General features: G+C 64.3%; 11 protein-coding genes. 3 read left to right on the top strand and 8 right to left on the bottom strand.

Annotated features, from left to right (window positions below; translation table 11 throughout):
• Positions 1-39: 39 nt before the first annotated feature.
• The 8 genes from dnaE to secG form a co-directional block, all read right to left on the bottom strand.
• On the bottom strand, positions 40-3,519 hold the full coding sequence (gene dnaE / locus U1738_RS01000; protein WP_332787174.1) for a DNA polymerase III subunit alpha: 3,480 nt from the start codon (positions 3,517-3,519) through the stop codon (positions 40-42).
• A gap of 231 nt (positions 3,520-3,750) precedes the next feature.
• A complete protein-coding gene (locus tag U1738_RS00995) occupies positions 3,751-4,230 on the bottom strand; it encodes a glutathione peroxidase (protein WP_332787173.1) in 480 nt (159 codons plus the stop codon).
• Positions 4,227-4,832, bottom strand: a complete 606-nt coding sequence (locus U1738_RS00990) for a GNAT family N-acetyltransferase (protein ID WP_332787172.1) — start codon at positions 4,830-4,832, stop codon at positions 4,227-4,229. Before U1738_RS00990 ends, U1738_RS00995 begins: the two co-directional genes overlap by 4 nt.
• A complete protein-coding gene (locus tag U1738_RS00985) occupies positions 4,829-5,500 on the bottom strand; it encodes an ABC transporter ATP-binding protein (RefSeq protein ID WP_332787171.1) in 672 nt (223 codons plus the stop codon). Before U1738_RS00985 ends, U1738_RS00990 begins: the two co-directional genes overlap by 4 nt.
• 93 nt (positions 5,501-5,593) lie before the next feature.
• Positions 5,594-6,844, bottom strand: a complete 1,251-nt coding sequence (locus U1738_RS00980; RefSeq protein WP_332787170.1) for a lipoprotein-releasing ABC transporter permease subunit — start codon at positions 6,842-6,844, stop codon at positions 5,594-5,596.
• A 456-nt stretch (positions 6,845-7,300) separates the two neighbouring features.
• Positions 7,301-9,745 carry a TonB-dependent receptor gene (locus U1738_RS00975; protein WP_332787169.1) on the bottom strand — a complete coding sequence of 815 codons (2,445 nt, stop codon included), beginning with the start codon at positions 9,743-9,745 and terminating at the stop codon, positions 7,301-7,303.
• 169 nt (positions 9,746-9,914) lie between these two features.
• On the bottom strand, positions 9,915-11,549 hold the full coding sequence (gene pyrG, locus U1738_RS00970; RefSeq protein WP_332787168.1) for a CTP synthase: 1,635 nt from the start codon (positions 11,547-11,549) through the stop codon (positions 9,915-9,917).
• Positions 11,550-11,640: 91 nt separating this feature from the next.
• Positions 11,641-12,030, bottom strand: coding sequence for a preprotein translocase subunit SecG (secG, locus tag U1738_RS00965; protein WP_332787167.1), 390 nt, complete (start codon positions 12,028-12,030; stop codon positions 11,641-11,643).
• 253 nt (positions 12,031-12,283) lie between these two features.
• On the opposite strand from secG, the gene U1738_RS00960 reads away from it, so the two are divergent.
• Genes U1738_RS00960 through argC form a run of 3 tightly spaced genes read left to right on the top strand, consistent with a single transcriptional unit; the run spans position 12,284 to position 13,843 of the window.
• Positions 12,284-12,604, top strand: coding sequence for a MarR family transcriptional regulator (locus U1738_RS00960; protein WP_332787166.1), 321 nt, complete (start codon positions 12,284-12,286; stop codon positions 12,602-12,604).
• Positions 12,605-12,656: 52 nt separating this feature from the next.
• Entirely contained in the window at positions 12,657-12,917 is a 261-nt protein-coding gene (locus tag U1738_RS00955; RefSeq protein ID WP_332787165.1) for an SH3 domain-containing protein, read from the top strand.
• Positions 12,914-13,843: an N-acetyl-gamma-glutamyl-phosphate reductase gene (gene argC, locus U1738_RS00950; RefSeq protein WP_332787164.1), complete on the top strand. Its 930-nt coding sequence runs from the start codon at positions 12,914-12,916 to the stop codon at positions 13,841-13,843. Before U1738_RS00955 ends, argC begins: the two co-directional genes overlap by 4 nt.
• Positions 13,844-13,946 lie beyond the last annotated feature (103 nt).

Genomic DNA, 13,946 nt, shown 5'->3' with positions numbered 1-13,946 from the left:
GGCAATGCTTACAATGTAACGAAACGTTCCCGACAGGCTTCAGCCCACCAAAGCGAGCCGGGTTTCGGACGTCTTCAGTTCGACGTTGGCGATGTCCTGAAGCAGCTCGATCCGTCCCGCCAGTTCGCCGTCGAGCAGGAAATCACGCCCCAGCAGGATGCGCGCCGATCCACCATCGGGCAACGCCGCATTGATCCACACTTCGCCCCGCGCACCGCGATGTTCGGAGAGGATTTCGCCCAATTGCCGGATCGCGGCACACGAGGCGACGTCCGCCACGAGGTTGAAACGCGCGGTGGCGGCGAGCTGTTCGAACGGCTGGATGCGCTTGATCGAAACGCGCGGCGTATCCTCGCCCGGACGGCGATCCAACTCAACCGTGATAATGCCGCACCCGCCGACCCGTGCGGCTTCCTCAAGGTCGGCGGCGACATTGTCATCGAAACAGGTCGCGACGAACTGGCCGGACGGATCGGAGAGCGTCGCCATCATGTAGCGCTTGCCCCGCGCCGAGGTGCGCCAGCGCGCGTCCTCGACCAGAGCGGCCATCGTCGCACCGGCGCGGCTGCCGTCGTCGGGGATCTGGAGTTCGGCCAGCGCGGCATAGCGGCGAACGCCGTGCGCTTTGGCGAGATGGGCATGGCGATCGACCGGGTGGGCGGAGAAATAAAAGCCGAACGCCTCCTTCTCCTGCTCCATACGCTGCGCCAGCGTCCAGCGCGCGGCGAGCGGCAGTTTGATCGCGGGTTCGGACGCTTGCCCCTCTCCGAACAGGCCGCCCTGCCCGCTGACCTTCGCCTCCTGCGTACGCGCGGCGGTGGCGAGCAGGGTTTCGGCGATGGCGAAGATGCCGGCGCGGTTCTTGTTCATGCCGTCGAACGCGCCGGCCCCGGCCAACCCTTCCAGCTGGCGCTTGTTGAGCAGGCGCGGATCGACGCGGTGGGCGAAATCGTCGATGCTGTCGAACGCGCCGTTCTGGCCGCGCTCTATGACGAGTTTCTCCATCGCACCCTCGCCCACACCCTTCAGCGCCGCGAGCGCATAGCGGACGACCAGGCCGTCCTCGCTCTCCTCGACGCCGAATTCCGCCTCGCTCGCGTTCACGCACGGCGGCAGGCACGTCACGCCCATGCGGCGCATATCGTCCGCGAAGATCGCCAGTTTATCAGTCAGATGCAGATCGTAGCACATGGAGGCTGCGAAGAATTCGTGCGGGTGGTGCGCCTTCAGATAGGCCGTCTGATAGGTCAGCAATGCATAAGCCGCGGAATGGCTCTTGTTGAAGCCGTAGCCGGCAAACTTGTCGATCAAGTCGAACAGTTCATTGGCCTTTGGCGCGCCGATGCCGTGCGCGGTCGCGCAACCCTCGACGAAGGTGGCGCGCTGGTCGTCCATCTCCTTCTTGATCTTCTTGCCCATCGCGCGGCGCAGCAGATCGGCGCCGCCGAGCGAATAGCCGGCGAGGATCTGCGCCGCCTGCATCACCTGTTCCTGATAGACGAAGATCCCATAGGTCTCCTTCAGGATGCCTTCGAGCAGCGGATGCGGATATTCGATCGGCTCGTCACCGTTCTTGCGGCGGCCGAACATCGGGATATTGTCCATCGGGCCGGGGCGGTACAGTGCGTTGAGCGCGATGATGTCTTCGAACACGGTCGGGCGCACGGCGGTCAGCGTGCGGCGCATGCCTTCGGATTCGATCTGGAACACGCCGACGGTGTTGCCGCTCTGGATCAGCTTGAACGTCGCCTCGTCGGTCCATTCCAGGCTGTCGAGATCGAGCACGATGCCGCGCTGGGCAAGCAGCTGGATCGCCTTTTTCAAGACGGACAGCGTCTTCAGCCCGAGGAAATCGAACTTCACCAGCCCCGCACCCTCGACATATTTCATGTCGAACTGCGTGACGGGCATGTCCGAACGCGGATCGCGATACAGCGGCACGAGCTGCGCCAGCGGACGATCGCCGATCACTACGCCGGCGGCATGGGTCGAGGAATGGCGCGGCAGACCCTCCAGCTTCATCGCCAGGTCGATCAGGTGGCGGACGTTGCTGTCGGCCTTGTATTCGTTGTGGAATTCACCGACGCCGTTCAGCGTGCGATCCAGCGTCCAGGGATCGGTCGGGTGGTTGGGGATCAGCTTGGCAAGGCGATCGATCTGGCCGTAGCTCATCTGCAGCACGCGCCCGGTATCCTTCAGCACCGCGCGCGCCTTCAGGCGACCGAAGGTGATGATCTGCGCGACGTGATCCGTCCCGTATTTGCGCTGGACGTAGCGGATCACCTCCTCGCGCCGGGTTTCGCAGAAATCGATGTCGAAATCCGGCATCGACACGCGTTCCGGGTTGAGGAAGCGTTCGAACAGCAGCCCCAGCTTCATCGGGTCGAGATCGGTGATGGTCAGCGCCCAGGCGACGACCGAGCCCGCGCCCGAACCGCGACCCGGGCCGACCGGAATATCGTGGTCCTTGGCCCATTTGATGAAGTCCGCGACGATCAGGAAGTAGCCGGGGAACCCCATCGACACGATGACGTCGAGCTCGAAATCGAGCCGCGCGCGGTAATCCGCCTCGGTCGTGTTCGGCGCGAGGCCCTTCTTCAGGCGTTCCGTCAGGCCGGCATGCGCGTCGCTGCGCAGGGCGGCGGATTCCGCCTCGGGATCGCCGGCGAGGCTGGGCAGGATCGGCTTGCGATAGGGCGCGGACACGGCACAGCGTTGCGCGACGACCAAAGTGTTGGCGATCGCCTCGGGCAAATCGGCGAACAGCAGGCGCATGTCCTTGGCCGGCTTCATCCACGCATCGGGCGACGAGCGCGGGCGATCCTCGCTGGCGATATAGGTCGAATGGGCGATGCACAGCATGGCGTCGTGCGCCTCGCTGAAATCCTCGTCGGCATAGCAGCACGGGTTGGTCGCGACGAGCGGCAGGCCGCGGGCATAGGCCATGTCGAGCAGCGGCGCCTCCGCCCTGCCCTCCACTTCGTCCAGCCGGCGGGTGAGTTCGATATAGAGGCGGTCGGGGAACAGCGCCTCGAGCCTGTCGGCATACAGTTCGGCGCGGTCGGCTTGGCCATCGGCGAGCAGGCGCGTCAGCCCGCCCTCGCGCCCGGCGGTGAGCGCGATCAGGCCGTCCGTGTGCCTGGCCAGCATCTCGAAATCGACATGCGGCGATTGCTCGACCGGGCGGCCGAGATGCGCATGGCTGACGAGCGCGCAGAGATTGTCGTATCCGGCCTCGTCCTGCGCATAGAGCGCGATCCAGTCGAGTGGAGCCTCCATCCCCTCGGGCATGTCAGGCCGGGCCAGGCCCAGCATCGTGCCGATGATCGGCTGCACGCCCGCGCCCTTGCACCCGTCCGAATAAGCCATCGCGGCATAAAGGCCGTTGCGATCGGTCAGCGCGGCGGCGGGAAAGCCCAGTTCCTGCGCACGTTTTGCGATCGCCTTCGGTTCGATCGCGCCATCGAGCATGGTGTAGGACGAGAAGATACGGAGAGGCACGAAGGCGGAATGCGGCATCGCGGGACTATGGGGGCTGAGGTGCGATTCGGGAAGCGGGGTTCGACGCGTTTCGCCCTACCCTCGTCAGCCTGATCTACGCAGCCTCATCTCGTCATCCCAGCGCAGGCTGGGATCTCATGCGGTTCCTGTCGCGCCCTTGCCGCTCGAGATCCCAGCCTGCGCTGGGATGACGGTTATGGCACGGAGAATGACGGTTTGTAGCGAGGTAGATGACGGTTTGGCGCGCGATTAGAGCAACTTCTCGATATCCGCTTTGATGTCGGCGGGCTTGGTCGTTGGGGCATAACGCTCCACCACCTGCCCGTCCTTGCCGATCAGGAATTTGGTGAAGTTCCACTTGATTCCCTCGGTGCCGAGGAAGCCGGGTGCCTGTTTCTTCAGTTCGACGAACAGCGGATCGGCGTTCGATCCGTTGACGTCCACTTTGGCGAAGACCGGGAAGGTCACGTCGTAGGTGAGCGAACAGAAATTGGCGATCTCCGCCGCGTCGCCCGGTTCCTGCGCGCCGAATTGGTTGCAGGGGAAACCCAGCACTTCGAAGTCCTTGTCGGCATAATCGCGGTGCAATGCCTCCAGCCCCTCATATTGCGGAGTGAAGCCGCATTTGGAGGCGGTGTTGACGACCAGCAGCACCTTACCGGCATAGGCGGAGAGATTGGCGGGCGTGCCGTCGGCGGCCTTGACGGTGAGGTCGGTGATCGCGGTCATGCGGATTTCCCTTCGTTGCGGGCGAGCAGGAATGCGAGGTTCTGGCGCACGCCGGGCCATTCGTGCGCGAGGATGCTGTAGACCACGCTGTCGCGCAAGCGGCCGTCGGGTAGAACCTGATGCCCGCGCAGGATGCCGTCGCGCTTCGCCCCGAGGCGTTCGATCGCGACCTGCGAGCGTTTGTTGAGGTAATCGGTGCGGATCTGGACGCACTGGCAGCCCAACACTTCGAATGCGTGGGTGAGCAGCAGCAATTTGGCCTCGGTATTCACGCCGGTGCGCTGGACCGACTTGGCGTAGAACGTCCCGCCGAGTTCGAGCCGTCGATTGGCCTCGTTCATGCGCATGAAGCGGGTGGCGCCGACGACGATGCCAGCCGGATCGAGCACCGCAAAAGGCAATGCGCGGCCATAATCCCGCTCGCGAAGGGTTGCCGCCATGAAGCGGTCTGCGTCCTTCAACTGCGAGACGCTGGCGTAGAACAGGTCCCACAGATCGTCCGCCGAAGCGACGGCGACCAGCGCCTCCTTGTCGTCTTCACGTAAGGGCCGGAGCGTGACGTGACGGCCGACGAGCGTCGGCGTTTCGCGCCAGAGGCTCATGCCAATCGGCCTTCGTGCAACCTCACGACCCGGTCCATCTTGGCGGCCAGGCGCTCGTTATGCGTGGCGACCAATGCTGCCGAACCTTCGCCGCGTACCAGACGGAGGAATTCGGTCAGCACGATGTCGGCGGTGGCTTCGTCGAGATTGCCGGTCGGTTCGTCCGCCAGCACCAGCGCCGGCCGATTGGCGAGCGCGCGGGCGACGGCGACACGCTGTTGCTCGCCGCCCGATAGCTGGCTGGGGCGGTGCGTCAGGCGGTGGCCGAGGCCCAGAGCGGTGAGCAGGCTGGCGGCGCGCTCGTCGGCCACGGCGCGGGTGGCACCGCGCACGAGTTGCGGCAGCACGACATTCTCGGTCGCGTTGAAATCGGGCAGCAGGTGATGGAATTGATAGACGAAGCCGAGCTGGTCGCGGCGCACGAGCGTACGGCCATGCGCATCGAGCTTCGCCGCTTCCTCGCCAGCGATCATGATCGATCCGGCGAACCCGCCTTCGAGCAATCCGACCGCCTGCAACATAGTCGACTTGCCCGAGCCGGATGGTCCAAGCAACGCGACGATCTCGCCCTGGCCGACGGTGAGATCGACGCCGCGCAGCACTTCGATCGTGACACCGCCCTGCGAAAAGCTGCGCGTCAGGCCGGTGACGTGGAGGATATCAGTCATGCAAACACCCGTTCGGGCTGAGCCTGTCGAAGCCCACACGCTGCGCCATGCCCTTCGACAGGCTCAGGGCGAACGGTGGTGGTCAGGTGACACTTATTCATAGCGCAAAACCTGAACCGGATCGGTGCTCGCCGCCTTGTACGCGGGGTAAAGCGTCGCGAGAAAGCTGAACACCAATGCCATCAGCGCGATCACCACGATCTCGACCGGATCGGTCTTGGACGGCAGCTCGGTGAGGTAGCGGATCGAAGGATCCCACAAATTCTGCCCGGTCACGAACTGCACGAAATTCACCACGCCCTGGCGATAGAACAGGAAGACGAAGCCGAGCAGCAAACCTGCCAGCACGCCCAGTGCGCCGATCGTCGTGCCCACGACCATGAAGATGCGCATCAACCCGCCCCGCGTCGCGCCCATCGTGCGCAGGATCGCGATGTCGCGCGTCTTGGCGCGGACCAGCATGATCAGCGACGACAGGATGTTGAACACCGCGACCAGGATGATGATCGACAGCACGGTGAACATCGCCACACGCTCGACCGCCAGCGCCTCGAACAATTGCGCATTCATCTGCCGCCAGTCGGCGATCACCGCGCGACGGCCGACCTTTTCCTGAAGCGGCGCCAGGATCGTGCCGACCCGGTCGGCATCCTCCGTCTGCACCTCGACCATGCCGACGCTGTCGCCCATCAGCAGCAAGGTCTGCGCGTCCTCCATCGGCATGATGATGTACGCCTTGTCGTAATCGTACACCCCGATCTCGAAGATCGCGCCGACCGTGTAGGACACGATGCGCGGCACGGTGCCGAACGGCGTCGTCTGCCCCTGCGGGCTGATCAGCGAAATTTCGCTACCGACGGTCGCGCCGAGCGCATCGGCGAGGCGCGATCCGATCGCGATCTTGTTGCTGCCGGCGGTCAGGACGTTGAGCGAGCCCAGTACGACCTTGCCGTTGATCGTCTTGTTGGCGCGGATATCGGCCACGCGCATGCCGCGCACCAGCACCGCCTCGACCCGGCCGTTATAGCTCGTCATCAGCGGCTGCTCGATCAGCGGCGTGGCGGATGTGACCCCGGGCGTGGCGCGCGCCGTCTTCACGATATCTCGCCAGTCGGGCAGTTGCCCGCCGATTCCCTGCACCACCGCATGGCCGTTGAGCCCGACGATCTTGTCGAACAGTTCCGCGCGGAAGCCGTTCATCACGCTCATGACGATGACGAGAGCGGCGACGCCCAGCATCACGGCGACTAGGCTGATCGAGGCGACGAGGAAGATGAACGCCTCGCCCTTGCCGGGCAGCAGATAGCGCCGGGCGATCATGCGTTCGTAACGGGAGAGGATCATGGCGTTTGCTCTAGGGGGCCGGCTCCGCGCTGGCAACAGAAACACCCTGTTGCGGAATCGCCACAGGGTAGCCGCAATCCAACCGCACCGGCCACATTGCCGGTGACAAATCGCGCCATCTTACCTAGCAACACAATCACTGAGACACAGGCAACGGCCGTGGTTCGGGGAATGCTTTCAACGCCGCCTTCGGGTGTGGCGAGGGGAGCGGGACAAAGGGGGCTGACGAGCGATCGTCACGCAGGACGCCCGGGTCGGAAACGGCCCGGGCGTTTGCTTTTTGGGCGAAGGCGCGACTGCGTCGCTCCGGTCCGCGCAAAAGCGCGGATCGCCCAAAACGGCCGGCGGGCGCTGCAAGCCGCCCGTCCGACGACGGCTTTGCCGGCGTCCTGTCTGCAACCCCGCCCCTCGCCACCGCCACCCCGGCGCAAACCGGGATGACGGGCGAGAAGCTCCTCAGAAAGAAGCGCTCAGCGTCAGGCCATAGGTCCGCGGATCGCCGACATTGCCCGAGACCAGACCGGTATTGCCCGGCGTCGTTGCCAGAAGTTCGAAATATTCCCGATCGAACGCGTTGCGCACCCAGCCGAAGATGTTGAACGTATCGGTGCGATAACCGGCACGGAAGTTCGCCAGAGTGTATCCCTTGATGTCGGTGTAGATCGAACGCGAGGCGTTGGACGAGAAGGTCGAGCGCGAATTCGCATCCGCCGCCAGATACGCTTGCCCGTCCAGCCCGAACAGCTTGGCCGGCACATTGTATTCGCCGCCATAGGAGAAGGCGAATTTCGAAATGCCGGGCAACAGCTGACCGGAAATGTTGCACACTAGCGGGCTGAGCTGGCCCGGCACACCGGGCGTGCCGCCCGCGCTGCCGGCCGGGGCCGACGTGCCGCCCGAAAGCTCGGGCGGGCACGGCGCATTGGCGAAATCCACGTATTTGGGGTCGGTATAGGCACCGTTGACGTACAGGTTGAAGCGTTGCGACGGGCGCACCGAGAAATCCGCCTCGATCCCGCGCACGCGGACCTTGCCGGCATTGGCGAGATACCCGCGCAACGTCGCGTTGGCACCGTCGTTGACCAGCGCCTGATAATCCTTGATCGACGTCCAGAAGCCGGTGAGGTTGAACGTCGCCTTGCGATCCCAGAATTGCGACTTCAAGCCGACCTCGAAGTGATCGACCTTCTCCGGATTGACCTGCGCGAATTGCGTCTGCGCGACGCCATTGACGACGGGCACGCCGTTCAGATTGAGCCCCCCCGATTTGAAGGTGTGCGCATAGGTGCCGTAGATCAGGATATCGCGCGACGGCTTGTATGATCCGGTGAAATCGTACGACACGTTCCACTGGCGATAGGCCTCGTCGACGAACGATTGCGGGGTCAGGGCGGTGCGCTGTTCCACCTGCCGGGGGTTGCCGCCCGTCGCCGGCACGAGATTGCCCTGCCCATCGCGCACGATGCTGACATAGCTGCCGACCTTGTCGTCGTAATTGAGGCGGACACCCGGCGAGAGCGTGATCTCGTCGGTGATCTTGTAATTGAGTTTGCCGAAGAGCGCGCCGCTGAAGTTCTTAAGACGGATGTCGTTGTTGGCCGTCAGCCCATCGAGCACGGTCGGATCGAGGTAGAGCAGCGGCGAGCCGGCCACCGTCGTGTCGCGCGCGCTCGGGCTGATCAGCCAGCGACTCGCCGCCGATCCCTGCCGCTGCACGCCGGTGGTGTGGATATCCTGATAGAAAGCGAACGCACCGACGACATAGTCGAAGCGGTTGCCCTCACCGGCATAGCGCAGTTCCTGCGTATACTGGTTCTGCTTGGTCGGGTTCTGCGACAGTGTAGTGATCGGCAGGCCGGTGAAGTCGCGGTCGTTCGCCGGCAGCCAGTCCCAGAAGCGCCACGCCGTGACGGACGTCAGCGTGCCGGAGCCGAGCTGAAGCTCGCCGCGCAGCGACGCGCCGCCGAGAATGTTGCGGGCGTTGAGATCGGCATCGAGATCGGTCAGGCGATCGAACGGGTTCGTGCTCGGCACGGCATAGTTGAATGCGGCGGTCAGCGCGGGATATTGCCGGTTGGCGGCGCGCTGCGTCGGGCCGTAGCGGACATAGATCTGCGCGCAGCATTCCGGGTCCTGCCGGTTGTAATCACCCGACAGCGTGAAATTCAGCGTATCGGTCGCCTTCCACAACACCGCACCGCGAACACCGATATTGTCCTGTTCGTTGACGTAATTGCCGGTCTTTACGTTGAAGATCGTCCCGCGCCGGCTGGTGGTGGACAGGCCGATGCGCGCCGCGACCGTATCGCTGATCGGGCCGGAAACGGACGCCTTGGCCTGTTTGAACGCAAGGTTCCCCGCGGTAACCTCGGCGCGGCCCTCGAAATCGAAGCTCGGCGGCTTGGACGTGATGCTGATCGCGCCGGCGACCGTGTTCTTGCCGTACAGCGTTCCCTGTGGCCCACGCAGCGTCTCGACCTGCTGCACGTCCAGGAAATCGAGCGTGGCGACGGCGACGCGGCTGAAATAGACCTGGTCGATATAGACGCCCACGCCCTGATCGATACCGTCGTTGGTCAGCCCGAGCGGCGCGCCGAGACCACGGATATTGACCGACGAGTTGCGCGGGTTGGACGAATAGAATTGCAGCGTCGGTTGCAATTGCTGAAGCCGCTGGACGTTGAAACTGCCGGTGCTGTCCAGTTCCTTCACGCCGACCACCGAGATCGCGATCGGTACGTTCTGCGCCGCTTCCTGGCGACGGCGGGCGGTGACGACGATGTCGGAGGCGACCGAGCTCTGCTGGACGTTGAGTTCGTCGCGGTCCTGCGTGCCGGGAACCGTGGTTACCACTGGCGGAGGCGGCGGCGGAACGACCGCCTGAGCTGCGGTCGAAGCCATCAGGACGTATGAAGCGTAACCGAGCATGTCTTCCCCCTAGATGCCGTGTCCGGCGAATATGGGAGAAGCAATACCTATCAAACAGGTGGGATATCACTCCGGGTTGTGCTTGGCCCGCACATAGCCAAACTTTATCGTCCGGCCGGGCCCGTCCGGGTCGATCCGCCGATCAGACCAGCCGGCTCTGCTTCACCGCCGCCGCGATGAAGCTCGCGAACAAGGGATGCGGATCGAACGGCTTGCTCTTCAATTCCGGGTGGAATTGCACGCCGACGAACCACGGATGGTCGGGCCGCTCGACGATCTCGGGCAGCATCCCGTCCGGCGACATGCCGCTGAACACCAGCCCGCCCTTCTCCAGCGCTTGCCGGTATCCGGTATTGACCTCGTAACGGTGGCGATGGCGTTCGGAGATGTCGGTGTCGCCATAGATCGAGGAGACGACGCTGTTGCCGTCTAGCTTCGCGGCATAGGCCCCCAGCCGCATCGTGCCGCCCAGATCGCCGCCGGCTTCGCGCTTCTCCACGCCCTCTGCGGTCATCCATTCGGTGATCATGCCGACCACCGGTTCTTCGGTCGCGCCGAATTCGGTCGAGCTGGCATGGGGAATATCGGCGAGATCGCGCGCACCTTCGATGCACGCCATCTGCATCCCGAAACAGATGCCGAAATAGGGAATCTCGCGCTCACGGGCGAAGCGCACGCTGGCGATCTTGCCCTCCGCGCCGCGCGATCCGAACGCGCCGGGCACGAGGATGGCGTGCAGCGGTTCGAGCCGGGCGGCGATATCGTTATCGGCGGATTCGAACAGTTCGGCGTCGATCCACTCGATATTCACCTTCACCTTGTTGGCGATGCCGCCATGGACCAGCGCCTCGTTGAGCGACTTGTAGGCATCCTGCAGGCCGACATATTTGCCAACCACGCCGACGGTCACTTCGCCCTCGGGGTTGGTCAGGCGGTCCATGATATCGGTCCAGCGGGACAGATCGGGTGACCGGCCGGGCAGGATGCCGAACGCGTTGAGCACCGCGTCGTCCAGCCCCTCCTCATGATATTGTACCGGCACGGCATAGATGCTCTTGGCGTCCAGCGCCGGGATCACCGCTTCCTTCGGCACGTTGCAGAACAGGGCGATCTTGGCACGGTCGCTCTCGGGCAACGGATGTTCGCAACGGCACACCAGCACGTCCGGCTGTACGCCCAAAGCCGCCAGTTCGCGCACCGAATGCTGGGTCGGCTTGGTCTTCAACTCGCCAGCCGCCGCGATGTACGGCACGAGCGTCACATGGATGCTGACCGAATTGCCGCGCCCGAGATCGTTGCGCAGTTGCCGGATCGCCTCGATGAACGGCAGCGATTCGATATCGCCGACGGTGCCGCCGATCTCGCACAACACGAAATCCACGTCGTCGCTCTGCGCCTGGGCGAATTCCTTGATGGCGTCGGTCACGTGGGGCACGACCTGCACCGTGGCCCCCAGATAATCGCCACGCCGTTCGCGCGCGATGATCTGTTGATAGATGCGGCCCGACGTCACGTTGTCCGACTGGCGCGAGGGAACGCCGGTAAAGCGTTCGTAATGGCCGAGATCGAGATCGGTCTCCGCTCCGTCGTCGGTAACGTAGACCTCGCCGTGCTGATATGGCGACATCGTGCCGGGATCGACGTTCAGATACGGATCGAACTTGCGGATGCGCACGGTGTAGCCGCGTGCCTGCAGCAACGCCGCGAGGCTCGCCGCCATGAGACCCTTGCCGAGCGAGGAGACCACGCCGCCGGTGATGAAAATAAACCGCGCCATGGGAGAAAACGCCTAACGTCTATCGGTGCCGCGCGGCAAGCGCGCGACTCCGGTTACATGAGAATAAAACGAACGAACGGTGGGCTGGCGCTTACTGCGCGAGCGGCACCGCACTGTTTCCGGCCGGAGCCGCCGCCGGTGCCATCTGGTTCGCCGCGATCGCCGCCGCGCTGCCGGCATCGACCGGAGCCGGTGCCGCGGCCGGGGCCGCCGGAGCGCCCGGCTTGGTCGCGAGCGAGGTATCGACCTTCACCGTCTGGCCGCTCGATGCGAGAACCGCGAGCAGGATCGACATGCCGACGAAAGCAGTCGCCAGCACGGCGGTCGAACGCGTCAGGAAATCCGCTGCGCCGCGTGCCGACATCAGGCCGCCGGGGCTGCCACCGGTGCCCAGACCGCCGCCTTCCGACTTCTGCATCAGGATCACGCCGACCAGAACGGCGGCGATGATGGCGTGAACGACGAGCAGGAAAGTGAACATGGTTGTGCGGGCGATCTATGGTTTGCGAAAGCGGCCACATAGGGGAGCGGACGGCTCCGATCAACCGGGCAGACGATCGGGTAAGCGGAAGCGCCTGCATCGTAACAAAATTAACATTCCGCATCCGCACTGAAACCCTATCGCCGTCGGATCGTTAGGAACCGTGATGCACCCCCCTTGCATCAAGCAACATTGGACGGAGATCGTGGCAACAATCCTCGAACAGACCCTCGGATCGACTCTTGCGACCTGGATGAAGGCGCTGGTCGATTACGTCCGCTCTGGCGAACCCGATCTGACCAACCGCCAGATGGCGCTATTGCTCGTCGTTTATCTCAAACCGGGGCCGCATACGGTACGGGGTCTGGCGCGTGCGCTGAACGTCTCGAAGCCCGTGGTCACGCGCGCCTTGAATAGGCTGGGTGCTCTCGGCTATCTGCGCCGGCAGCGCGACGATACCGACAAGCGGAATATCTTCGTCGCGCGCACGACTGAAGGGGCAGAGTTTCTTGAAGAGTTCGGGCATTTCCTCGGCGAGGCCGAGCAACCCGCCATACGTCGAAACGCCGCGTAGGAGCTTCGCGCTCTCGGGCCGCTCCGTCACGCTCGATCCACGGACGCATGCCGTGCGCGGCGATCTGGCCGACGTTCGCTTGGCCGATCGCGTATTCGCGCCGCATTACGCCGCGCCGATGGCCGTCGAACTCGGCCAGCCTGTCGCATTGCGTGAAGCCGCCGACGCAAACTCGCCTATAATTGTCGAGATTGCGGCGGGTGAGGTGTTCGAAGTGTTCGAATTGGCGGGCAGCAACGCCTGGGGTATCGCCTGCGACAGCGGGCTGGTCGGTTACATCGACGCCGCTGCGATTGGCGGACGGGCGAAATGACCATCAGCGTATTCATCGACGGCGCAGTCGGCACGACGGGGCTCGAAATCGGCGACCGGCTGGCCGGGCGCACCGACATCGCGTTGATCCAATTGCCCGAAGACAAGCGCAAGGATGCTTCGGCGCGCGCCGAGGCGTTGAACGATGCCGATTTCGTCATCCTCTGCCTGCCCGACGATGCCGCGCGCGAGGCGGTATCGCTGATCGCCAATGATCGCACCCGCGTGATCGACGCCTCGACCGCGCATCGTACCGGCGACGGCTGGACCTACGGTTTCCCCGAACTCGAACCCGGACAGCAGGCGGCGATCGCCGAGGCGAAACGGGTCAGCAATCCCGGCTGTTACCCGACCGGTTTCCTCGCGCTCGTTCGTCCGCTGGTCCGCGCCGGGCTGGTGCCGGTCGATTGGCCGCTGACCGTGAATGCCGTGTCGGGCTATTCCGGCGGCGGCAAAGCGATGATCGCGGAGTTCGAGAGCGCCGCTACGCCGCCCGCCTTCCGCGCCTATGCCCTTGGTCTCGCACATAAACATGTGCCGGAAATGCAGAAGCACGCCCGCGTCGAACATGCGCCGATCTTCACGCCGGCGGTGGTGAACACCTATCGCGGCATGGTGGTTCAGCTGCCCCTTCCCCTCCACGCCTTCCCCCGCCGCCCAACTTTGCATGTCTGCGAGGCGGTGCTGGGCGAGGCGTATCGCGATTGCCCGCTGATCACGATCGCCGAGGGCGATGCGGCGATGGTCGCGATCGAGAACGATGCCGGCACCGATCGACTGACGCTCCGCGTATGCGGCAATCCCGATACCGGCCAGGCGCTGCTGATCGCAACGCTCGACAATCTCGGCAAGGGTGCTGGCGGCGCGGCGGTGCAGAATTTGAACGTCATGGCCGGGCTGGATCCGGTGGCGGGGCTGATCCTCTAGCAAACATCCGTTCGGCCTGATCCTGTCGAAGGCCAGGGCGCGCACTTGCCCTTCGACAGGCTCAGGCCGAACGGTGGGTAACGAACCCATATTTCGACCCACC

The sequence above is a fragment of the Parasphingomonas caseinilytica genome (assembly GCF_036663755.1).
Classification (GTDB): domain Bacteria; phylum Pseudomonadota; class Alphaproteobacteria; order Sphingomonadales; family Sphingomonadaceae; genus Sphingomonas.
The sequence above is the reverse complement of the archived record's forward strand: the minus strand, read 5'-3'. Positions and strand labels throughout refer to the sequence as shown.